We start from the raw sequence: 23,327 nt of genomic DNA, 5'->3' as shown, positions 1-23,327 counted from the left end.
GGTGCTGCCGTCCGCGAGAAAAAGGACAGTGTATGGATCGTCAGCAAGAGTTTGTTTTGCGCACCATTGAAGAACGCAACGTTAGGTTCGTTCGGCTGTGGTTTACGGATGTCGTGGGGCAGCTCAAATCGGTTGCTATCGCCCCTGCTGAGGTCGAGAGTGCCTTTGATGAGGGCATTGGCTTTGATGGTTCTTCTATTGAGGGCCTGTCCCGTATCTACGAGTCCGACATGCTTCTGCAACCTGACCCCTCTACCTTCCAGGTCTTGCCCTGGCGCGGCGATCATGAGCCCACCAGCCGCATGTTCTGCGACATTCTCACACCGGATGGCGAACCTAGCGCTTCAGATACTCGCGGTGTGCTGAAGAATGTGCTGTCTAAAGCTGCTGGCATGGGCTTCACTTGCTACACCTCCCCTGAAATTGAGTTCTACCTGCTCAAATCTAAGGACCTGGGTGCCAGTGGTTTCCCGGAACCCGTTGACTCCGAAAGCTACTTCGACCACACCCCGGGCGGTGTGGTGCAGGACTTTCGCCGTAAGGCAGTAACCACCCTAGAAGAAATCGGTATCTCGGTGGAGTTCTCCCACCACGAAACCGGGCCTGGGCAAAACGAAATTGACCTGCGCCATGCCGATGCTTTGCAAACCGCCGATAACATCATGAGCTTCCGCACCGTCATCAAAGAAGTAGCGCTGTCCCAGAGAATTTACGCCACTTTCATGCCCAAGCCCTTCACCGAACACGCAGGCTCGGGTATGCACACCCACTTCTCCCTCTTTGAGGGCGACACCAACGCTTTCTTTGAGGCAGGGGCCGAATTCCAGCTCTCCCGCACCGCCAAGCACTTCATCGCCGGCGTCCTCAAGCACGCCCCTGAGTTCACCTCGGTCACCAACCAGTTTGTGAACTCCTACAAGCGTCTCTGGGGTGGCGGCGAAGCTCCTTCCTACGTCTCCTGGGGTCACAATAACCGCTCGGCCCTGGTGCGTGTGCCCCTCTACAAGCCCAACAAGATGCAGTCAGCGCGTATGGAGTACCGCGGTATCGATTCTGCCGCTAACCCCTACCTCGCCTACGCCGTCATTCTTTCCGCAGGTTTGAGGGGTATCGAGAACGAATACGAGCTAGGCGGTGCAGTGACCGAGGACATCGCCGCAATGACAAGCGCTGAGCGCCGTGCCATGGGCTACCACGCCTTACCCACCTCCCTACACGATGCCATCCTGCACACCGAAGAATCTGAGTTCATGGCCGAAACCCTCGGTGAGCGGGTCTTCGAACAGTTCTTGCGCAACAAACGACAGGACTGGAACGCCTTCCGCGCTGAAGTCACCCCCTACGAACTCAAAAACAACCTGGGGATTCTCTAACCCCGCCCGGCGCAGCCCTGCCCGGGCTGCACCTCCCCTTTAACCTCAGCAGCCCGGCCCCAAGGAGTCCAGTACCGGTGACCACCCCGAAGATGCCAGAAGCAGCAGAAACACCTGAAGAAGCAGCCCGCCGGGCTGACCAAGAACGCAAGGCGCACCTACGCCTCTTGCGTGAAATGACCTCAGTAGGTTTCTACGATGCTGGGAAGAGTGAACGCTGGCTCAGGTGCCGGGAACTAGAAACAGTGAACCAACAAAAACTCTTTGAGGGGCTGCGCCTTTCTCCCTCACCCGATATCGCTCTCCCCGCCTTGGTACGACTCATCGAGCGCGCCCCAGAGGTAGTTTCTCTGGCTAATCAGGGAGCTGAGGCCGCTCCGCTGTACCGGTTACTGGGAGGATCAGAGGCACTGGGTGAATTTCTGGTCCGCCGCCCAGAGCACACAGACCTCCTGCTGTCATCATCCGAGATTCTTGAGACTGTAGGCTTTGAAGCGGCTGAAGTGCCGCCATCCCTGCTACCTGAAACTGACGGTGAGTTCCTGACCCCCATCGCACCCCTGAATACGGTTCATAGAAATCGCCTGTTACAGGCTGTTGGCGCTGACCCCGAGGCAGCAACCCCGGTCGCCCAGCTAACCGGCAAGGACGCCTACATCGCCCTCAGGTCCGCTTATAGACGCCATCTGACCGCCCTCGCCATTGCTGACCTGACCGCCTACGCACCAGAACAGCTCATGCCCACCGTGGGCAGAAACCTGGCAGATTTGGCCGCAGCTGCCCTCGAAGCAGCACTGGCGATTGCTCGAGCTGAAGTTGCTGAAAGTCGCGGGCCCCAAACCGTTGCCGCCGTTGAGCTAGCAATTATTGGTATGGGTAAATGCGGGGCTAGGGAACTCAACTACATTTCAGATGTTGATGTGGTCTACACCGTGGCTCATGCGCCGCTGAGCGACCTGCCAGAGAATTTCAAGCCCCTGACCGAAAATGAGATGACCACCATCGGCTCGGAACTGGTCCAGGCGCTGACCAAAGCCATTATGGCACCGGCCCCAGAACCCGCGCTTTGGGAGGTAGACGCCAACTTACGCCCTGAAGGTAAGGACGGCGCGCTGGTACGCACCGTGGAGTCGTACGTGAGCTACTACAAGAGATGGGCAGAAAACTGGGAGTTCCAGGCGCTGCTCAAGGCCCGTCCCATCGCTGGCACCCCCGAGCTAGGCGTTCGTTGGGCTCGCGCGATGCGCCCTTTTGTCTGGGAATCTGCCGGAAGAGAATCCTTTGTGCAATCGGTGCAGAGCATGCGCGGGAGAGTCACCGATAACATTCCCGCAGCTGAAGTTGACCGGCAAATCAAACTAGGACCCGGTGGATTACGTGACGTCGAATTCACCGTGCAGTTGCTGCAACTGGTGCACGGGCGGACCGATGAAACCGTTCGCACCCAAACCACCACAGACTCCATCGCGGCACTGGCACGTGCCAGCTACATCAGCCGCACAGACGGCCACGACTTCGCAGAAACCTACGCCGCCCTGCGCGTTATGGAGCATCGCATCCAGTTGCTTTACATGCGACGCACCCACCTCATGCCCGCTAAGGAGAGCGACCGGCGAGTGCTGGCGCGTAGCCTCAGCTCACCGGTAGCCGTGGGCAACCTGACTGAAGAGAAGATGCTCAAAAACTGGCAGAGCATCAAGCGCACCGTCAAGGGTCTGCACGAACGTCTCTTCTTCCGTCCCCTGTTGGCAGCCGTTGCCAACCTGTCGACGGACGAGGTCGCCCTCAGCCCCCAGGCAGCTGCCGACCGCCTGGCCGCACTGGGCTACAAGGACCCCAAGCGGGCTATGACCCATATTGAGGCACTGACCAAGGGACTACGTCGTTCAGCCGAAATTCAGCGCACCCTCATGCCGGTGTTGCTGGGCTGGTTTGCTGCTGGGGTAGACCCGGACGCCGGGCTTTTGGGGTTCCGTCGAGTCAGCGAATCTCTGGGCGGCACCCCCTGGTACCTGCGTATGCTCCGTGACTCACCGGCCGCAGCTGAACGGCTCTGCGCCCTGCTGTCCAGCTCCCGGTTCATTACCGACCTGCTAGAAGACACTCCAGAGCCCATCGCCTGGTTGGACAAAAAGGATGACCTCAAGCCCAGATCAGCAGAGGCCATCAGCGGTGAAATGACCTCACAGCTCACTCGCCACACCCAGGTCAGCGAAGCCATTCGTGCGGTTCGTATGGCGCGCCGCCGCGAAATACTGCGCATAGCTATGGGTGAAGCGCTGGGGCTCAACGATATTCATCAGGTGGCCCGTGGGCTAGCCGACATTGACCGTGCCGCTATTCAAGCAGCCCTGACCCTGGCAGAGCGGGAACTGGTCAACGCAGGAACCGAACAGCTGACCGATGTGGCTGTCATCGCGATGGGTCGGCAGGGTGGCGCCGAAATCGGCTACGGTTCAGATGCTGACCTGATGTATGTGCACCAGCCCCGGCAGGGCATTGACGAGAGGAAGGCACAAACCCAGGCAGTTGAACTGGTGACCCGAATGGTGGCCCTTCTCAAACAACCCTGCACCCCAGCGATACGTGCTGAGAAGGTCCTGGAAATTGATGCTGACCTCCGCCCCGAGGGCAAACAGGGAGCCATGGCGCGCTCGCTGGAGTCCTACCGCGAATACTACGAGCGTTGGGCTGATACCTGGGAGTTCCAGGCACTCTTGCGGGCACGGCCTATCGCCGGCAGCGAGCGCGTGGGGCAGGCCTTCGTCCAGCTCATCGCGCCCTACCGCTACCCTGCGTCCTTTGATGCAGCCAAAGTAACGGAGATTCGCCGCATGAAAGCCCGCGTTGAAACCGAGCGTATGCCGCGTGGGGCTGATAAGAACCGCCACCTTAAGCTGGGCCGCGGTGGTCTGACGGACGTTGAGTGGCTGGTGCAGCTTTTGCAACTTCAGCACGCTCACTGCCACCCCGAACTGCAAACCACCGGCACTATCACTGCTTTGATGGCGATGGTGGAGGCTGGTTTGGTGTCGGCTGAAGACGCTGAGGTGTTGCGCACTGCCTGGGAGCTGGCGACCAAGATTCGCGGTCTCAATGTGTTGCGCACCGGCCGAGCAACGGACACCCTCACCACGGTGCGTTCAGACCTTGAAGCGATTGCCCGCTGGTGCGGCTACCCGCCGCATAGTGCCCGTGATTTAGAGGAAGATTATCTACGGACCACCCGCCAGGCTCGGGCGGTTTACGAGAGGCTGTTTTATCCCGCCACGCCTTAGCGGTGTGATGGTGATAGGGCTTTAATCTCTGCGGTCATCAGTGCTTCCTTTGTAACAAGCTTTCGCTGACGTGGTTTTTGTGCGGGGCATTCTTTGCTATGCGTGTTTTTCAGCCTTAGAGATCTGCTCGGCAAGGTCTTCGGGTGAAAGATCAGCTGCTGAGAACTCTGCAGTCAGTGGCAGGTGCAGGCTTAGATCGGTGCCGATACAGATTTCAACGTAGGCGTTATCCAGTTTGAAGTCGATGACGTGCCCGCCGCGCTCATGGTCGTCATCAATAAAATGGGCGTGGCAGCCGGGCACCCCGATTCCTTGCTCATAGATGGGCGTACGGAAGCCAACAATGGTTCCTCGTACCCGGTCAAATTGCACGATGTCATCATTCTCGGTGGCGTCTACCATCTTGGGGTAGGGCTTTTCCTGCTTCTGCACGGTGCGTGTGCGGACCCATTCGAAGTCGCCCACAATTTTAATGGCGTACATGTAATTCTTTGAGACCGTGAAGTCGTCAAGAACCTGAGAAGCCGATGTACGAATGATGTTGTTAGGCAAGCCTCTGCGGATGGTGGGTACAAAATTCATCACTACGGCAAAGGGTGTCTTCTGATCCAGACTAGCTGGTTCTACGCTACCGTCGTGGCGCATCTGGTAGCAGTTACCGTCTAGCACCACCATCTCGCCGTCCAGCCCGTTGAAGGTGCCCACACCAAAGTTACCGTGGCCCAGGAGTTCACCGATGGTCATTTCGCCATCGTAGATCCCGTCAAGCAGCTGGGACATCAGCCCGGTCTGGAAGACCTCATTGCGGTAAACGGTTTCGCCGTTGAGCTGGGTGGGGGAGTAAGCCACGGTATTCTCTTCTTTCGGTGGGAGTGGTAACTACGTTTTCTACGGTACCGTCTACCCCGCCTGAGAGGGTTGAAAACACGCCCCGCACCGTATTCATTAGCGGTGCGGGGCGTGGTCATTCAAGAGGAAACTAGGCGGTTTTAGACGCCGTAGTACATCTTGTATTCCAGGGGGTGGGGGACCAGCAGCAGGGGAGCAAGCTCATTGGTGCGCTTGTAGTCAATCCAAGCCTGGATGAGATCCTGGGTGAAGACGTCGCCGGCCAGCAGGAAGTCGTGGTCGGCTTCCAGGGCTACGAGAGCTTCTTCAAGGTTGGCCGGTGCCTTCTTGATGTCTGCTGCTTCTTCAGCAGGCAGCTCGTAGAGGTCCTTGTCGATGGGTGCGGGGGGTTCAATGCGGTTACGGATACCGTCCAAGCCTGCCATCAGCTGAGCAGCAAAGGCCAGGTAGGGGTTGGATGAGGGGTCCGGCGCACGGAATTCAAGACGCTTAGCCTTGGGGTTGGTACCGGTAATGGGGATGCGGATACCAGCGGAGCGGTTACCCTGCGAGTAGACCATGTTGATGGGTGCTTCGTAACCGGGAACCAGACGCTTGTAGGAGTTCACGGTGGGGTTAGTGAAAGCTAGAACCGATGAGGAGTGCTCAATCAGGCCGCCAATGTACCAGCGGGCGATATCTGACAGACCTGCATAGCCGCGCTCATCGTAGAAGAGGGGCTCGCCGTCCTGCCACAGGGACTGATGGCAGTGCATGCCGGAACCGTTATCACCGAAGACAGGCTTAGGCATGAAGGTGACAGACTTGCCCCACTGGTCAGCGGTGTTTTTGACGACGTACTTGAATTTGAGCAGGTCATCGGCTGCCTGGGTAAGGGTTGAGAACTTGTAGTTGATCTCAGCCTGACCAGCAGCACCTACCTCGTGGTGGGAACGCTCGACTTCGAGACCTACCTCATCCAGACCAACGCACATAGCATCGCGCAGGTCAGCCTGCTTGTCCACGGGGGAAACGGGGAAGTAGCCCCCCTTAGTGAGGGTCTTGTTGCCCAAGTTGCCGCCCTCTTCCTTGCGGCCTGAGTTCCACGGAGCTTCATCAGAGTCAATCTTGAAGAAGGTGGACTGAGGAGTGACCTCGTAGCGGACGTCCTCAAAGACAAAGAATTCAGCTTCTGAGGCGAAGAAAGCGGTGTCAGCGATACCGGTTGACTTCAGGTATTCTTCAGCGCGCTCAGCGACGCCGCGGGGGTCGCGGTGGTATGACTCACCGGTACGGGGGTTCACAATTGAACCGGTAATAATCAGGGTCTTTTCAAGGCGGTAGGGGTCAACATAAGCACTCTTAGGATCAGGGATCAACTGCATGTCCGATTCAGCAATGCCCTGGAAGCCGCGGATTGATGAGCCGTCAAACATCTGACCGGTAATGAAGAAGTCCTCATCTATCGCCTTAGCAGGCAGGTTGAAGTGCTGCTGAACGCCGGGCATATCGCAGAAACGGATATCCACGAAACGGATTTCTTCATTTTTGATGAAGTCTAAGACTTCCTGAGCAGTAGTGAACATAGTCGGTTGTTCTCCTTGACGTGTGTCGACCGCTAAATGGTGCGCTGGTGCAGCGCCCTATATTGGTACCAGCCTAGGCTGGCTCTTTTGCCCGCGAGTATCGGCTTTGTTTCACTCATGTAACAGGATGAACCCTGTGTGAGCGTGAGGTAAACATAGGCCGGTGAGCGCTAACTCTTCTATTTTAGATAAAATCTCGGGTTAGCGTGGGATACAAACCACATACTGGGTCGCCTATTCGAAGGTAGGCAGGTGCGAAAGGTATTCTGGAACAGTGGTTAGTAGAAAATATATGGGCTCCTGGATTGATGGAGCGCCGACTGAACAGCTGTACCCGGGCCAGGATATGGGGCGCCCACAGCGGGGTCCCGGTGCCCTCGCCCGCCCCATGCGCCGTCTTATTGCCTTCTGCCTTGATTGGTTCCTAATAGAAGGTGTTTTTTTGGCCCTTTCCCAAGGCCCCCTTTCGGGCGTCGATACGGCCCTGGTTGATAGCGCTCAGCTAGTTATTTTTTGGCTCTATCTTGTATCTGCTGTTGGCTTTATGGGGCACACAGTGGGGCACTTTGCCTTGGGAATGCAGGTTCAGCGGCTGGACGGGCAACCCGCTGGTTGGCTTACTGCCTTGATCCGACAAAGCATGGTAATGCTGATCCTTCCCGTGGTGATTATGGACGCTGACCATCGAGGCCTGCACGACCGCGCACGTCATACCGTGCTCACCATGATTCGCTAAGGGAGCTGACATGACACCAGAGAAGACCTCCGAGCCCGATGATTACTCAGGCACCGCCCAGACCCGCTCGCCCTCAGCACCAATCGGCCCGGCTACCAGTAATCCAGCCCTACCCAGCTTTCTCACTCACCCGAGAACGGTAGACCGCTGGCTACTGACAGCGCTGGGCCTGATCACGGTCTATTCGTTGGCGCTGATCCCACTTCGAGCCTATCTGCTGATTAACTACACCTTTCTCTACACGCTATTGACCGGATCTAGTCTTTCGGTCCTCAGCCTTGCAGCCCGCACCCCCAGTCAGCCCCTGCTCTGGGCCGGGCTCGTAACCGTTGCTGCTCTCAGTGCAGTGAAATTCCTGGTGGTTTACTTCTTCATGGGGAAACACTGGGGGCAGGCTTTCCTCGACTGGATCTTCGCTAGCCACACACCGCTCTGGTATCGCAAACTTGAAGGTTTCGTGCAGAGACACATCTATTTCTGCCTCTTCCTCGCCTTTCTGCCCTTTTCGCCGATACCTGCTACCATTCTGGTGGCCATAGCAGGGATCCGCAGGTTCAAGGGCTGGGCTATTGCAGGCTACGTTTTTCTATTGGCGCTTTTACTCAAGTGCTTCTATCTTTACCTGGGAGTTACTTTCGGTGAAGAGATTAAGCCGGTGCTGATGACGATTGACCGCTACATGATGCAAGCAACTCTGGCCCTGATGGCCTACATGTTCATCGTGGTTTGGTATAAGAACCGCAAAAAATCTTAGGGTAAGAGCAATATGCAAAAAGCCCCCTCTTGCTTCTTGACTGTCAGACAATCTCTAGCAGGAGGGGGCTTTATTTCAAACTGTTTAGCGCATGCCCTTGCGGTCTGGGCGCATACGCATGGGGTCAATGCCCTTGGGTAGTGCGCTCATGATGTTGTTGTGCTTACCCAAAGAATCGATGCGGTTAGCTACCTGGTGCATTTCCTGCTGAGTGAGCTGCTTGGGGAGCTTGTTGAGGGTCTTAGTTAGCTTCTTGAGCTCAACCTGGCCCTCATCGTTACCTGAGTTAACCACGTGAATGGGAACGGTGGGCACAATCTTCTTGTACTTCAGCTTTTCCTTCTGAACCAGGGGGTTAACACGGCTGGTGGGGCCTTCGGTAACAAGGACGATGCCGGGGCGACCGATGGCGCGGAAGATAACATCCTGGGACTTGTTGGCGGCAACGGGCTGCTGCTCAAAGATCCAGCCGCGACGCAGGGTAGAGAGAGCGGCGCCGGAACGGCCAGGCTGGCCATCAAGCTGGGCGAACGCTGCTTTTTCTGCGCGGCGTGAAAGTACCATCACTGCAAAGAGGATGCCCAAAGGGATACCGATGAGCAGGAAGGTAATCCAGTTGTTGAGGAGCAGACCGATGAGGAGGAAGACCAGTACCGTTCCGAAGAAGATGAGAGCGAGGGTCCAGGGGATGTTGGGGTCCTGCTCGCGGGTCATTTTATAGACCTGCTTCATCTGAGCGAACATGCCGGGGCCACGCTTAGCGCGGCGCTCGGCGCGAGCCTGCTTCTTTTCTTCACGAGTCTGTGCGCGGGTGCTACCACGAGATTCAGCCACTGGGTAATCCTTCGTGTGTCGATTTTGGGCGCTCCGCTAGATGAGGGGCAACGCCGTAACTTTCCTATTCTATACGGGCAGTGCCCACCGGGAAAACCGGCGGGCACTTATACCTAAGATTGGGATGATTATGGAACTTCAGGGGCTGAGGAGTGACCGCTCTCGCCCACAAACTAACTAGCTGGCAGAGAGTAGGAGGGTATCTGCAGGTGCCGTCATCCAGCTAGGATATCGGCGGACCTGCTGAGAGCAGCTGACCCTCTCAGCTTAGCGGCCGGCTGCTACCAGTGAGCTTGCTTCCTGCGCAGCGAACCCTTCATCAGAGATATGCGCTAGGTGCTCGGGGATTTCACGGCCGTTCTTTTTCATGGCACGTGCCCAGAGGCGTCCGGCGCGGTAGGAGGAACGAACCATGGGGCCGGCCATGACGCCGGCGAAACCGATTTCTTCTGCCATAGCTGAGAGTTCTACGAATTCTTGGGGTTTGACCCAGCGTTCGATGGGGTGGAAGAGGGGGCCGGGGCGCAGGTACTGGGTGAGGGTGATGAGGTCGGTGCCGGCATCGTGTAGATCGCAGAGTGCTTCGTAGACTTCTTCGTTGGTTTCACCCATGCCCAGGATGAGGTTGGATTTGGTGATCATGCCGGCCTCTTTACCCTGGGTGATGACGTCTAGTGAACGTTCGTAACGGAAGGCGGGGCGGATCTGCTTGAAGATACGGGGCACAGTTTCGAGGTTGTGGGCAAAGACTTCGGGCTTGGCATCGATGACCTGCTGTACGTCTTCTTCTTTGCCCTTGAAGTCGGGGATAAGAATTTCGACACCGGTGTTGGGAGAGACACGGTGAATTTGGCGGATGGTTTCGGCGTAGAGCCAGGCGCCGCCGTCCTCTAGGTCATCTCGGGCGACGCCGGTAACGGTGGCGTAACGCAAGCCCATTTTCTTGACATTAAGGGCTACCTTGATGGGTTCGGTGCGGTCGATGGCAACGGGCTTGCCGGTATCAATCATGCAGAAGTCGCAGCGGCGAGTGCATTCTGAACCGCCGATGAGGTAGGTTGCTTCGCGGTCTTCCCAGCATTCGAAGATATTGGGGCAGCCTGCTTCTTCGCAGACGGTGTGCAGGCCTGAGCCGCGGGCAAGGTCAATCATTTCCTTGTACTCGGGGCCAACTTTGGCGGTGGTTTTGATCCAGGAGGGTTTTTTCTCGATGGGTACTTCGGCGTTGCGTGCTTCAACGCGCAGTAGCTTGCGGCCTTCTGAGGTGGTGCTCATTAACGGTGCTCCTTTGGTGTCATTACCATTGGTTATTTAAATCTTGAGTGCAGGCTGCGGTAGCGGAGGCCGCGCCCGTAGAGTTTAGGGCTCGGGCGTAAAATTTTCAGCCAGAGTATCTGCGTACCGCAGCATATGTGCTTCTAGTGCATCAACAATATCTGCCGGGTTTACATTCCGCCCCAGCTGTTCGCTGATGGTAGTCACGCCAGCGTCGGTGATCCCGCAGGGAATAAAGGGCTCAAAAACATCCACGGGGTTATTGCAGTTGATGGAGAAGCCGTGCATGGTGGTGTTTTTTGAGACGCGCAGACCAATAGCTGCAATTTTCTTGTCTTGCAACAGAGCGCCATCACCGGGCACCCATACACCTGAGCGCCCTTCGATGCGTTGGCAGGTGATTCCCATTTCAGTCAGGAGGTTGATGAGGATTTCTTCGAGGTCACGCACAAACTTCACTACATCAATGGGTTCGGGGAGGCGGACGATGGGGTAGCCCACCAGCTGACCCGGGCCGTGCCAGGTAAGTTTGCCGCCGCGGTCAATTTTGATGACGGGGGTGCTCTGGTCAGAAGGGTATTCGTGGCTTTCGGTGCGTTTGCCGGCGGTGATAACTGCTTGGTGCTCAAGGATGAGCACGGTATTTTGCTGCTGCTTGGCAGCTACTTTTTGGTGGGTCGCCTGCTGCAGTTCAAGCGCCGATGAGTAGTCCACGTAATCGGGGGCTAAACCTACCCGTTCAAACTTTAGAGCCATAGCTTCTAGACTATCGTTTTTGCCCTGCAGTGAGAAAACCGAGAGGACGGTGCCCCTGTGTGGTTGACTATGTTTTTGCCAACAGTTGCTTTCAGCTGTGGTGTGGAAGGTTAGGATGCTCACCGGTTCTTGATGACTCTGTGTATCTTTCTATCCACAGCCGGTCTTCACCGCGTTGACCAGTGCATTTCTGCTCTCTGTGGAGAGCATCAGCGGAGATTGTTCGATAGGTGTATCACTGTTTCTATGAGCACTGCAGAAACCCTAGGCCAGCAACCCACCCTGAGGGCTCCTAACGATGTGATGGTTCGCTACCCGCTGGAAAACGGTTACAGGCACAGTACCTGGATTGTGGAGTGCGGGGAGCACACCGCTAACAATCTTGAAATGCCAGCAGGAACCTACACACTGATACAGCTTAATGCTGGTCAACATCAGTATGTGAAAGCAGCCGAACGTCTCTGCGCACTGGTCTCTCACCCCCATGTGCTCACGGTGGTGGCGGTGACGAGCAGCGGGGAAAACGATCAGGTTTGGTGTCAGGCCGCTGAAGCTGGCACACTAGCTGATTACTGTGCGGCTAAAGGCCGGTTACCCCTCGAACAGGTCAGCCGTCTAGCGCACGATCTGTGTGCGGCGATGACCTATCTGCACGAAAACCATCTCTCCTTCAGTCAGCTCACCGGTCAGCAGGTCGTGTTTACCGTTGCTGGGGAACTTAAGCTTCTAGTTCCCCCTCTTGATGTGAGGGATGCTCCAGCTGAGGTGCTCAAAAAACACCGGGCAGAAGATATTTCTGCTCTCGCAGCTTTGTTATGGCTCTGTCTCACCGGCGAAAAGGCTGCAGCTCAGCGTTTTCGTAAGCCGCTATCGCTCAGCGTCCCAGAAGCTGGGGAGACTCTTGCGCGCACCCTAGAGGACGCCATTGATCGCCGCTCACACCAGCCGGGGCTTCAGCAAATAGCTGCCCTCTTCGAGCTTTCGAAGGACCCTGAGCCTCTAGAGCTACATTTGAGCGCTCATGAAAGCGTGGTTTCTCGACTGCCAGCTATTAGACCAACCCGCTTTGATTCTGTGCCTAAAGAGCGATTTAGGCGTAAACCGCCGCTGCTGGGCGAGGTTCAGGATCTCAGCGCGTCTCAGGCTACCCCAAAGAAAATATTTACTGGTAAAAAAGGGGATAGACGGTTACCGCTCATTCTTGGCACCCTCACCGTGTTGGCTATGCTCGTGGGCGCCGGAATTCTGCTCACCTCTCAAGAGTCTCCTTACAGCTCACCAGAGAGCGCCATAACAGAGCCATCCAGCGCTCTAGTGCAGCAAAGCCTACCGGCACAGCCTCCAGAAGCCGCCTCAGAGCCCTCTACTGATGGTGGCGAGACATCTTTAGACTATGCCGAGAACCTATCAACTCTCATCGATACACGCAGCCAGGTGCTAGCCTCGGGCAAGACCGGCGAGATTACCCGTTACGCACTGGCAGAGTCAGAGTTGCACCGGGCTGATACAGCACTTATAGCAGCTGATAGCGATCGTCAGTTAGCCTCGATGACAACTCGGCTAGTAGAAATCAATAATCTTGAGGTTCAGGGCGATGACATCACGGCCCTAACAATCATTGAAGCTCAAGGTTATGAGCCTGAGGGGAGCAAGGAAGAGCTGGAAACAGCAGGAATCTATACCGCAGGGGGTAGGGTCTTTCAGCAGGTGAATGTGAGTGCCCGTGTGCAAGACGGCCACCTATTGCTGGTATCCGCAGCACCCCAAACTCTTGAAGAGTAAACGAAAACGGCGCCGGTAACTTACCGGCGCCGTCCTAACAAAAATTTTTAGATGTGAGTGTTCATGAAAACTGCAATCAGAATATTCACCAGTGCCAGACCACCAACGGTATGAGCAAGCGCGATGTTCTTGGCGTCTTCAGGTCGGCCTACTGCCAGGGCTGCCTTGTATTTCTTCTGACCCATGAAAGCAGCGATTGCGATAATCAAAGCAAGAAGCATCTTGATGCCGATCATCATGTGGTTGAGCACCATGCCCTGGCTCATCTGCCAGAAATACATAGCAAAGCCGGTGATGAGCTGCAGTAGGGCCGCATGGAACTGGCCGGGCACAACAATGCCCTTCTTAAGATTGGCTACCCAGATACCGAAGACAAGGGAAGCACCGATAAGGTGAAGAGCAAGGAGAACTGAAAACGCGATAGACATAAGTACCAGTCTACTGAAGACACCTTTTTATATCGACACTATGACACTAAAACAGGTGTGGAACTAGGCACGTGGTCCGTAGAAAAAAGGGGCGTTACCCGGAAAACCCGAGTAACGCCCCTACCTTCTTGAAAGGCTCTGAGCCTTAGAGACCGAGCTCAGCGTCGAAAGCTGCTTGTTCAAGACGGGTCTTGAGGAAGTTGAGGAAGCGACCGGCATCCGCACCATCTACTACGCGGTGATCGTAGGTCAGTGAGAAGTAAGCCAGGCTACGCACAGCAATGACATCGTTACCCTCAGCGTCCTGAACAATAGCGGGACGCTTGTTGGTTGAGCCGATACCCAGGATAGCAACGTTGGGCTGGTTAATGATCGGTGTGAAGAATACACCGCCGGTCTGGCCGGTTGAAGAGATGGTGAAAGTCGAACCTGAGAGTTCCTCGGGGCTGACCTGACCGTCGCGGGCACGACCTGCAACGTCACTAATCTTCTTAGCAATACCTGAGATGTTCAGGTCACCGGCATCCTTGATGACGGGAACCATCAGACCGCGAGGAGTATCAACTGCGAGACCGATGTTTTCGGAACCGTGGTAGGTGATTTCCTTGAAGTCTTCGCTCATGGATGAGTTGAACTGGGGGAACTGCTGCAGAGCTTCGGTCACTGCCTTGACGAAGAAGGGCAGAACGGTTAGCTTAGCGCCCTCGCGAGCTGCGAAGCCATCCTTAGCCTTGTTACGCAGAGCCATCAGACGGGTCAGGTCAATTTCCTGAACGGTGGTCAACTGTGCTGAGATAGCCAGTGACTCAACCATACGCTTAGCAACAACCTGGCGAATACGGGGAGCCTTCTCGGTGGTGCCTCGCTTAGAAGACTTTTCAACAGCAGGAGCCGCAGCCTTCTGAGCAGGAGCAGCATTGGTCGCGGGAGCTTCAGCAGCAGGTTTTGCCTCTACTGCGGGAGTAGCTGACTTCTTGGCGTCAGCGGCTGCCTGGACGTCCTGCTTGCGGATGCGACCACCAACACCGGTGCCCTTGACGGTGGAGAGGTCAACGCCTTCCTGCTTTGCCAGCTTGCGAACCAGGGGAGTTACGTATGCCTCACCGCTGTTCTCAGAAGCGGGTGCGGAGTCAGCCGCAGGAGCTTCTTCCTTCTTCTCTTCTTTAGCGGGAGCGGTAGGTGCCTCTTCCTTCTTCTCCTCAGCCGCGGGAGCCTCGGGAGCCTTTTCAGCGGGAGCAGAAGCAGCTGAGGCTGAACCGATAACAGCCAGAACCTGGCCTACCTCGGCGTCCTCATCTTCCTGGATACGGATTTCAAGCAAAGTACCGGCGACGGGTGAGGGAACCTCAGTGTCGACCTTGTCGGTTGAAACCTCAACCAGGGGCTCGTCGACAGCGACTTCTTCGCCAATCTCTTTGAGCCAGCGGGTGATGGTACCTTCGGTGACGGATTCGCCGAGTGCAGGCAGGGTAACCTCGGTGCCCTCAGAAGAACCGGCTGAAGCAGCAGGAGCTTCTTCTTTCTTCTCTTCAGCGGGTGCTTCTTCGGCGGGTGCCTCTTCAGCAGCAGGAGCTTCTTTAGCAGGAGCTTGATCAGCTTCTTCCTTTGATGCTGAACCTGAACCGTCGCCAATAACAACGAGAGGAGCACCAACCTCGATGTCCTCGTCTTCTTCAACGAGGATTTCTTCGATAACGCCGGCGACGGGGGAGGGGACCTCAGTATCAACCTTATCGGTGGAAACTTCAACGATAGGCTGATCAACCGAAACGGTTTCGCCAACCTCTACGAGCCAGCGGGTGATGGTACCTTCGGTGACGGATTCGCCCAGTGCGGGCAGTTCTACGGTAGTGGACATAGTCCTTCGTATCTCCTTGTGAGTGATGAAAATTTATGAGGGTAGGTGGCGGGTTGAGACCCGCCACCTACCGAAAGCTGATGATTAGCCGTGCAGCGGAGCGCCGGCTAGTGCCATAGCTGCTTCACCCAGTGCCTCGTTCTGAGTGGGGTGAGCGTGGATGAACTGTGCAACGTCCTCGGGGAAAGCTTCCCAGACAACCCACATCTGAGCCTCGCCAATCTGCTCGCCCATACGCTTGCCAACGGCGTGAACACCGATGATGGGGCCATCCTTCTCGCGGATAACCTTGACCAGACCGCCGGTGCCCAGGATGGAGGACTTACCGTTGCCTGCCAGGTTGTATTCAGCAACCTGAATATTTTCCTTACCGAACTTCTCTTCGGCCTTGGGCTGGGAGTAACCGATGGAAGCGATTTCAGGTTCGGAGTAGGTGACCTTGGGGATGTTGATATCTTCAACGACCTGGGGGTTCAGACCTGCGATGTCTTCGATGACGAAGCGGCCCTGCTGGTAGCTGCGGTGAGCGAGCTGCACGCCGGGGACGATGTCGCCGATAGCGTAGATGTTAGCTACGCCGGTGTGCAGGCGCTCGTTGGTGATCACGAAGCCGCGGTCCATAGTCAGACCCTGCTCGTCGTAGCCAAAACCTTCGGTGTTGGGGCCACGGCCCACTGCTACCAGAACAATCTCAGCTTCGAAAGCGGTGCCGTCTTCAAGGGTGACCTTGGCGCCATTGGCGTCCTGCTCAACGGTCTTGAAGAACTTGCCTAGTGAGGACTTGATGCCGCGCTTCTTGAATTCGCGTTCGAGCACCTTGATGATGGCGGGGTCTTCGTTGGGTACCAGGTGGGGTAGGCCCTCGATGATGGTGACGTCTACGCCCATGGAGTTCCACATGGAAGCGAACTCTGAGCCGATGACGCCGCCGCCGAGCACAATAGCGCTCTTGGGGAGGTAGTCCATCTGCAGGGCTTCGGTTGAGGTGAGAACCTTGCCGCCGATTTCGATGCCAAAGGTCTTGGAGACTGAACCCGATGCAAGGATGATGTGCTTACCCTTGTAGGCGGTGCCGTCTACGGTGATGGTGTCGGTGCCGGTGAGCTTGCCCTCACCCTCAATGATGGTAACCTTCTTCATTTTGAGAAGACCGGTTAGGCCCTTGAACTTGCCGGCAACGATGCCGTCCTTGTAGCTACGAACCTTAGCCATGTCGATGGAATCGAGGGTGGTGTTCACGCCGTACTTCGAAGCTTCGCGTGCTTCAGAAGCGAGTTCTGCTGCGTGCAGGTAAGCCTTGGTAGGAATACAACCGGTGTGCAGGCAAGTGCCACCAAGGTTGCTCTTTTCGACGAGACCAACGGTGAAGCCAAGCTGCACTGCTCGTAGAGCGGCTGAGTAACCAGCGCTGCCACCACCGAGGATGAGGATATCGAATTCTGTTGTTGCCGAATCGGCCACGTTGACGCTCCCTTGCATGGGTTGCGGGGTATAAGCCCCCTTATGTACTGTCCTCCTAAGCTTATCGCTTGCAGGGGCACACCTCCACTATTCAGGAGCGTTTTGTTACTCAGCCCTTAGCAGTAGCCTTCTTGCCCCTACTTTAAGTGCGGAAGTAAGTGTTAGCGCTGGTAGCGGGGCTTTAGGGCGGTTTGTAGGGTGGATGCGGTTCTGTTGGTCAGCACCTACACGGCGGTCTTTGGTTCTTTTTGGCCCTATCTGCGATGTTTTCTATGGCAAACACCACGGTTTGTGGTGAAAAAAGTTACACCCCGCACCACTCCAGAGTGGTGCGGGGCGTACTCAATCTCTAGCGAGCTAGATCTTAGGCGTAAGTCTCAATGAACTTGAGCAGGGTTGCTACCGAGTGGCCGGTGCCTTCCTTGGGGGTGTAACCGTAGGCGGCCTCCTCATTGAAGGAGGGGCCGGCGAAGTCAAGGTGGGCCCAGGGGATTTTCGCCCCGTCTTTTTCTCCCACAAATTCTTCAAGGAAGAGCCCTGCCACCAGCATGCCGCCATAGCGGGAGCCAATATTTTGCAGGTCAGCAACAGGGGACTTAAGAGAAGAGCGCAGGTGCTCGGGCATGGGCATAGGCCAGTAGGGTTCGCCAGTTTCTTGTGAAATCTCTGCGACCTTTTCACGGATTTCTTTATCACCCATGACCGCTGCGGTACGAACACCGAGCGCAATGAGCTGGGCACCGGTTAGCGTGGCGATATCCAGGATGACATGGGGTTCTGCTTCTGAGGCGTAGGCAAGACCGTCAGCCATGACAAGCCGACCTTCGGCGTCTGTATTCATGACTTCAACGGTGCGCCCCCCGCGCATGGTGAGGACGTCCTCGGGCTTGGTTGCGGTGCTTGAGGGCATGTTTTCAGCCAAGCAGAGGTAGCCGGTAACAGCTACGGGAATCTCTAGTTCAGCGGCTGCGGCTACGACATTTAGTACGGTGGCGGCACCGGCCATATCTGATTTCATGGTTCCCATGGCGTTTCCGGGCTTCAGCGAAATTCCGCCGGTATCAAAGGTAATGCCCTTGCCGACAATAGCAACCGTCTTCATAGCGCCGGCCGGAGCGTACTTAACCTCCACAAAACGGGGCTTGCGAGCTGAACCCTTGCCCACTCCAACAATGCCGCCAAAGCCTTCATCAAGAAGCTGGTCAAAGTCCCACACTCGGGCTTCGACGTTCTCAAGGCTGGCTACGCGCTCAACTGCCTCTGCAGCGAAAGTTTCGGGGTAGAGGTGGGAAGGAGGGGTATTGACCAGGCGTCGGGTGTGGTCTACTGCCTCGCCGATGATCAAGGCGCGGGTGAGTACCGGCTCAGCATCAGTTGCGGAAATCTCGGTAATAATGGTGACGTCCGAAACCGGGGCCTTGACGCTATCAGCGGTTTTAGCGCGAAGTTGCTTGTCACTGAAAGCCCCAAAAGCTGCACCCTCGGCAAGGGCGGCCACTTCTTCAATGTTATTGGTGCCCAGCGCTATCGCAACGCTCTCTACACCGGCCAACTGGCGGATGGCTGATCCAGCGGAGTATCGCAGATTATTGAGGTGGGCCGTAGCGTCCTCAGTCTGCTTGCCCAGCCCAATGAGGGCGATGATATCTGCACCGGCTCCATCGATTCCGGGTAGTCGGGTGAGCTCGTCAGCAGCACCGGTAACCCCTAAATCCTCCAGGATAGCTTCGAGACCCTCAGCTGTTTCAGTCTCCAGGGGGTTGTGCGCCAGGGCGGGGCCTTCATCGGTTGAATGGACACCGAGGACCAAGACTCCGGCGTCCAGGTGCTCAAGTTCAGCAGCTGAAACTGAGAAGGAAAGGTCGTGAGATTCGCTCATATACGTGCTCCTTGCAAAGCGTTGGGGGTGAGAGATGCACCCGCGAGGTGAGGGCTGAGGTCGCTCATGGATGAGGCGGCCCCCTGTAATTCACTACTCAAGAGTAGGTGGGTTTTGAATAAATGTGTACTAAGCACCGTGCTGACGGTGGAAATCACCGCACAGCGAAACCTCACACAGATCAGGGCTTGGAATGAAAAGAGGGTAATCGGTGTTGGAACCGTTACAGCCATTCGATGTTCGAGGTTGCTGGAGTACTATGGTTACTCACATCAAGGATTATGAGATGAATGAGCTACGGTAGAAAGGGGCTTGCAATGATGAATAGGGATAACTCGGAGCAACTGTATATTGCTCACTCGGGTATCTTCGAGAACCAAAGATTGCAGGGCCTGCCTCTGGTCATCGCGCTTTCTCACCCTCAGGACGCCGGTGGAACGGCCGGGCACTTGGGCGAGGTGCTTTTGCACGAGCTTAACAACATCCCTTTGGTTGAATTTGATGCTGACCGGTTGCACGATTACCGCGCGCGCAGGCCCAGAGTGACCTTCAAACGTGACCACTACACAGACCCTGTATTGCCAGAACTAAAACTGTATGCCGTAGAGGACCGCCTGGGTAAGCCTTTCTTACTACTTGCGGGCGCTGAACCTGATTTGCTCTGGCAGCGTTTTACCGCTTCGGTCGTCGAATTGGCGCAACGCCTTGATACCTCTGTGGTGCTCTTGATTTCGGGGTTCCCTATGCCGGTTCCCCATACCCGCCCCTTGCCCGTGACAGCCCACGGTTCCCGTAAAGATCTCACGCGAGGTATTTCTGCGTGGAAGCCGGAAGCAATCGTTCAAGGGTCAGTGAGTAGTCTGCTTGAAATTGCTCTGGATGAAGCTGGGATCGGTACCGCAGGGTTTGCGGTGAACGTTCCGCAATACCTTTCTGAGTCAGAGTTACCTCAGACAGCGCTGGTCGCCATGGAACACTTGTCAATGGCTGCGAAGCTGAGCTTACCTTCTGACCGTTTGAGGGAAATGTCAGAGAATGTTCAGCTCCAAATCAATGAGCAGGCTAACGCTAATCCTGAAATCCAGATGATGATTTCTCGTCTTGAAGCCTCCTACGATGCCAACGCTGGTGATGACGGCTACGTTGGTATTCCTCTGTCTCAACGGGCTGCTGGTGTGGTGCCTTCACGTGATGAAATCGGGGCTGAAATTGAGGCCTATCTGGCTCAAATTAACGACGGGGATCAGGACTAGTGCCCTAGCTACCCCTACCTACCCCAGTGAACTAGTCTGGGTTCAAACCGTGAACTAGGGGTGTGCAGGGCTAGGTAGCTAAGCGTCATTTTCTGTCGCTATCCCACTGTCTGAGGCTCATTGAGAACCAGGTACAGCTGATTTTTCGGTAGTTTTCTAGACGAGTTTATCCACAGCGCTTCCTGGCATTGAAGCAGGCTATCCTGGCCGGGCAGGCTAGGTGCATGAATAGCCGATACCCTTTTGCATCTTTTTATCCGACCGGTTTGTTGGCAGTCACCGGTGATTGCCCATCGAAGATCAATACGCCCGTGCGGCAAGAAGCCGACGTGGTGGCGGTGTGTGTGCACACCCTGGGGTTCTGGCCGCGAAATTCCCTGGTTTTACTGACCGTGGGCTCACCGGGGGTAGGGCCTTTACTCCGTATAGATTTACCCGTTGCAGGGGGAGATGACTACGGGGAATATTTTGACTTCTTCCTCTCCCAGCTACCCCAGTCTGCCACGAACGCAGACCCCAACAATCGTCTCTTCGCAGTTTTCTTCGGGAGTACCGCAGATGAAATGGATAAGGAAAGGGAGTTAGCGGCGCCATATTCTCTGGACTATGCAGAGTGCTCAGACAATAACTTTATTGATCAGGTGCAAGCCCTTATTCCATCCCTTCACCGCTGTCTGGTTAACCATTCCATAGACCTGATAGACGTGATAGCAGTAGGACACAGATTCCTCTGGGCACTTCACCCGCCGGAGCTCACCCTATTGCCCGCTACCCCAACCGCTAGCGTGGTGGATAGCCCTATATACCGCGAGATGTTCGAACAGGGCTCTGATGTGGCTAGAAGCCATGAGGAGTTCCTCGAAAAATATCTCTGGGATCCCATGGAAACAGCGGACGTCGTCCGGCGCGATAGCTGGCTTGCCCACACTGAGTTTGCTGCGCTGGGATATCTCACCCAAAAGGCTGAAAGTGATGTGGGTGAGTACCATCAAATACGGGCTGAACTTATGATGTGGGACGCTGCCTTGCAACGTGGTGTTGAGGTAGTGCTGGGGTACCGCTCTTTAGGGGTTGATAGTCCTAAGGATTTAGCAAGACCACCTCACCGTGACGTGGTGAGCCCAGCACCAGCTGACCTCATTCGTACCGTGCTCAACCAAGATGTTGGCGCTTATCTGATTGCTTCTCTCAACAGCACCGCTACCGTGCAACTGGTCATCTACCTCGCTTGCACCGGGTTGCAAGAGGCGCTAGCTGCCCTTGAAAATATTAGTTGCCGCCTAGAAGAAACTGCCACGGTAGGTCTAGATAAGAGCCAGACCACACCGGTGCTACCTCAGAAAAGCAGCCTCAATAGATACGGCCTTGACCGGAAAAGCCTTCTGAACCCGGTTGAAACTAAGGGACCTGCTGACGGCGCAGCAATCGCGTCCATGGCATCAAAGCTCTGCGGGCACGACACTCAAAGCCCCAACTGGGACAGACTAGCTGCACTGTGCGCTATTGCCACGATTCTTGAAGAAGCTGCCCATCATAAACCTGAAAGCCTGCTCAAACTAGCTCAGGCCTGGGCTCACTGGTTGCAGGGTAAGTCCACTCTCGCAGACTACCTGCTGAGGGCGGTGGAGCCAGTTCACCACGGCAATGAGCCCACCGTCTTACATCGAGTCCTCGATGCCGGAGTTTTACCCGCCTGGTTATCTGCTAGGCCACAACCCAATATCTAACGTGATGAAGAACGGTCAACCTGAGATTGTGCAAAGTAGGTAAAGACCGAAAAACATGTCATACTTGACTACTGACCCCGCTCACAGTACTGCGTGAAATCTGCACCCTTCCCAGGGAATAATGTTATGCAACCAGGTGTTATCCCACATAGAAACCCTGATTCAAACAGCGATTTTCAATGAACGCAGACTTGACAGGGTCTTAGGTGTTTTGACCGCGAACACCGCGCACCATCGCACACGGTCAGCTAATCAGAAAGGTTTTCTGTGTCACCAGCCGCACGCAAGAAAGCAACCAGCGATACCGCTGCAGCCAAAACAACTGCCGTAAAAACCTCCACCCGTGCCAAAGCCAAAAAGGCGGATGAGGTAGCTGACGCCCTAGAAGCAGACGAGGACGAGACACCCGCTGCTGCGCCCAAAAAAACCACCGTTCAAAAAGTAGCACCCAAAAAGGGACGCAAAGCTAAAGACGGTGACGAAATTGAAACAGAAGACCTAGATCTTGAGTCCGAAGACCTCGAACTTGACGATGAAGAAGTTGACGAGGAAGACGGCGATGAAGCAGAGTCCGTCACCAAGGAAGAAAAGAAAGAAGCAGAAGCCGTAGCGGCTAAAGGCTCCGGCTTCGTTCTGACTACCAACGACGAAGATGACGCCCCCGCCGTCCGCGTCGTCACCCCCGGTGCCACTGCAGACCCGGTCAAAGACTACCTCAAGCAAATCGGCAAGGTGGCCCTGCTAAACGCAGAGCAGGAAGTCGACTTGGCCATGCGCATCGAAGCTGGTCTCTACGCCGAGCACAAGCTCAAAGACAACCCCGATATGAGCCCCGAACTCAAAAAAGAGCTCCGCTGGGTCATTCATGACGGACGCCGCGCCAAGAACCACCTGCTCGAAGCCAACCTTCGCCTGGTCGTTTCACTGGCTAAGCGCTACACCGGCCGCGGTATGCTCTTCCTGGACCTCATCCAGGAAGGTAACCTAGGTCTAATCCGTGCGGTAGAGAAGTTCGATTACTCCAAGGGCTTCAAATTCTCAACCTACGCCACCTGGTGGATCCGCCAGGCTATCACCCGCGCCATGGCAGACCAGGCTCGTACCATCCGCATCCCCGTGCACATGGTTGAAGTCATCAACAAGCTCGCCCGCGTGCAGCGCCAGATGCTGCAGGACCTAGGCCGTGAACCCACCCCCGAAGAGCTCGCTAAAGAACTCGATATGACCCCCGAAAAGGTCATCGAGGTACAGAAATACGGCCGTGAACCCATCTCACTGCACACCCCCCTGGGCGAAGACGGTGACTCAGAATTCGGTGACCTCATCGAAGACTCCGAGGCAGTGGTTCCCGCCGACGCAGTCTCCTTCACCCTGCTCCAGGAACAGCTACACAGCGTCCTTGACACCCTCTCAGAACGAGAGGCAGGCGTAGTAGCCATGCGCTTCGGTATGACCGATGGCCAGCCCAAAACCCTGGACGAAATCGGAAAAGTTTACGGGGTTACCCGCGAACGTATCC

The 23,327-nt window shown here is 55.9% G+C and carries 17 protein-coding genes; 8 read left to right on the top strand and 9 right to left on the bottom strand.

The features are described from left to right. Nucleotides 1–32: 32 nt before the first annotated feature. Together glnA (ABD982_RS06385) and ABD982_RS06380 are read left to right on the top strand one after the other, a co-directional pair. Complete coding sequence (gene glnA, locus ABD982_RS06385) at nt 33–1,373, top strand: type I glutamate--ammonia ligase (RefSeq protein WP_345445677.1); 1,341 nt, start codon at nt 33–35, stop codon at nt 1,371–1,373. 92 nt (nt 1,374–1,465) lie between these two features. Continuing rightward, on the top strand, nt 1,466–4,651 hold the full coding sequence (locus ABD982_RS06380) for a bifunctional [glutamine synthetase] adenylyltransferase/[glutamine synthetase]-adenylyl-L-tyrosine phosphorylase (protein WP_345445790.1): 3,186 nt from the start codon (nt 1,466–1,468) through the stop codon (nt 4,649–4,651). 96 nt (nt 4,652–4,747) lie between these two features. On the opposite strand, the gene budA is transcribed toward ABD982_RS06380, so the two are convergent. Then, nucleotides 4,748–5,500 carry an acetolactate decarboxylase gene (budA, locus tag ABD982_RS06375; RefSeq protein WP_251379820.1) on the bottom strand — a complete coding sequence of 251 codons (753 nt, stop codon included), beginning with the start codon at nt 5,498–5,500 and terminating at the stop codon, nt 4,748–4,750. A gap of 140 nt (nt 5,501–5,640) precedes the next feature. Next, the gene (gene glnA, locus ABD982_RS06370) at nt 5,641–7,065 is read right to left on the bottom strand and encodes a type I glutamate--ammonia ligase (protein ID WP_345445675.1); all 1,425 of its coding nucleotides are present in this window, start codon (nt 7,063–7,065) and stop codon (nt 5,641–5,643) included. Between the two features lie 274 nt (nt 7,066–7,339). On the opposite strand from glnA (ABD982_RS06370), the gene ABD982_RS06365 reads away from it, so the two are divergent. Further along, nucleotides 7,340–7,801 (top strand): RDD family protein, encoded by a 462-nt coding sequence (locus ABD982_RS06365; RefSeq protein WP_345445673.1) that lies wholly within the window; start codon nt 7,340–7,342, stop codon nt 7,799–7,801. Nucleotides 7,802–7,811: 10 nt separating this feature from the next. Beyond that, a complete protein-coding gene (locus ABD982_RS06360) occupies nt 7,812–8,555 on the top strand; it encodes a hypothetical protein (RefSeq protein WP_345445672.1) in 744 nt (247 codons plus the stop codon). Between the two features lie 84 nt (nt 8,556–8,639). Here ABD982_RS06360 and ABD982_RS06355 read toward each other — a convergent pair whose 3' ends face one another. From ABD982_RS06355 to lipB, 3 genes are all read right to left on the bottom strand, one after another. Continuing rightward, on the bottom strand, nt 8,640–9,389 hold the full coding sequence (locus ABD982_RS06355; protein ID WP_251379824.1) for a DUF4191 domain-containing protein: 750 nt from the start codon (nt 9,387–9,389) through the stop codon (nt 8,640–8,642). A 267-nt stretch (nt 9,390–9,656) separates the two neighbouring features. Next, the gene (lipA, locus tag ABD982_RS06350; RefSeq protein ID WP_251379825.1) at nt 9,657–10,664 is read right to left on the bottom strand and encodes a lipoyl synthase; all 1,008 of its coding nucleotides are present in this window, start codon (nt 10,662–10,664) and stop codon (nt 9,657–9,659) included. A gap of 84 nt (nt 10,665–10,748) precedes the next feature. Next, nucleotides 10,749–11,420, bottom strand: coding sequence for a lipoyl(octanoyl) transferase LipB (gene lipB / locus ABD982_RS06345; RefSeq protein WP_345445669.1), 672 nt, complete (start codon nt 11,418–11,420; stop codon nt 10,749–10,751). A gap of 246 nt (nt 11,421–11,666) precedes the next feature. Here lipB and ABD982_RS06340 point away from each other — a divergent pair, with 246 nt between their 5' ends. Further along, nucleotides 11,667–13,202, top strand: a complete 1,536-nt coding sequence (locus ABD982_RS06340) for a protein kinase (RefSeq protein ID WP_345445668.1) — start codon at nt 11,667–11,669, stop codon at nt 13,200–13,202. A 47-nt stretch (nt 13,203–13,249) separates the two neighbouring features. Here the strand turns inward: ABD982_RS06340 and ABD982_RS06335 are convergent, their stop codons facing one another. From ABD982_RS06335 to ABD982_RS06320, 4 genes are all read right to left on the bottom strand, one after another. Beyond that, nucleotides 13,250–13,630: a hypothetical protein gene (locus tag ABD982_RS06335; protein WP_251379828.1), complete on the bottom strand. Its 381-nt coding sequence runs from the start codon at nt 13,628–13,630 to the stop codon at nt 13,250–13,252. A gap of 145 nt (nt 13,631–13,775) precedes the next feature. Further along, nucleotides 13,776–15,488 (bottom strand): 2-oxoglutarate dehydrogenase, E2 component, dihydrolipoamide succinyltransferase, encoded by a 1,713-nt coding sequence (gene sucB / locus ABD982_RS06330; RefSeq protein ID WP_345445667.1) that lies wholly within the window; start codon nt 15,486–15,488, stop codon nt 13,776–13,778. Nucleotides 15,489–15,572: 84 nt separating this feature from the next. Then, nucleotides 15,573–16,967, bottom strand: coding sequence for a dihydrolipoyl dehydrogenase (gene lpdA, locus ABD982_RS06325; protein WP_345445665.1), 1,395 nt, complete (start codon nt 16,965–16,967; stop codon nt 15,573–15,575). A 346-nt stretch (nt 16,968–17,313) separates the two neighbouring features. Next, nucleotides 17,314–18,828, bottom strand: a complete 1,515-nt coding sequence (locus ABD982_RS06320; RefSeq protein ID WP_345445663.1) for a leucyl aminopeptidase — start codon at nt 18,826–18,828, stop codon at nt 17,314–17,316. 290 nt (nt 18,829–19,118) lie between these two features. Here ABD982_RS06320 and ABD982_RS06315 point away from each other — a divergent pair, with 290 nt between their 5' ends. The 3 genes from ABD982_RS06315 to ABD982_RS06305 form a co-directional block, all read left to right on the top strand. Continuing rightward, nucleotides 19,119–20,081: a PAC2 family protein gene (locus ABD982_RS06315; RefSeq protein ID WP_345445661.1), complete on the top strand. Its 963-nt coding sequence runs from the start codon at nt 19,119–19,121 to the stop codon at nt 20,079–20,081. A 224-nt stretch (nt 20,082–20,305) separates the two neighbouring features. Continuing rightward, nucleotides 20,306–21,808 carry a DUF4192 family protein gene (locus ABD982_RS06310; RefSeq protein WP_345445659.1) on the top strand — a complete coding sequence of 501 codons (1,503 nt, stop codon included), beginning with the start codon at nt 20,306–20,308 and terminating at the stop codon, nt 21,806–21,808. A gap of 267 nt (nt 21,809–22,075) precedes the next feature. Beyond that, a partial coding sequence (locus tag ABD982_RS06305) for an RNA polymerase sigma factor (protein WP_345445657.1) occupies nt 22,076–23,327 on the top strand: 1,252 nt, incomplete at its 3' end.

The sequence above is a fragment of the Rothia endophytica genome (genome assembly GCF_039543885.1).
GTDB lineage: Bacteria > Actinomycetota > Actinomycetes > Actinomycetales > Micrococcaceae > Rothia > Rothia endophytica.
This window is presented reverse-complemented; position numbering and strand designations above follow the sequence as displayed.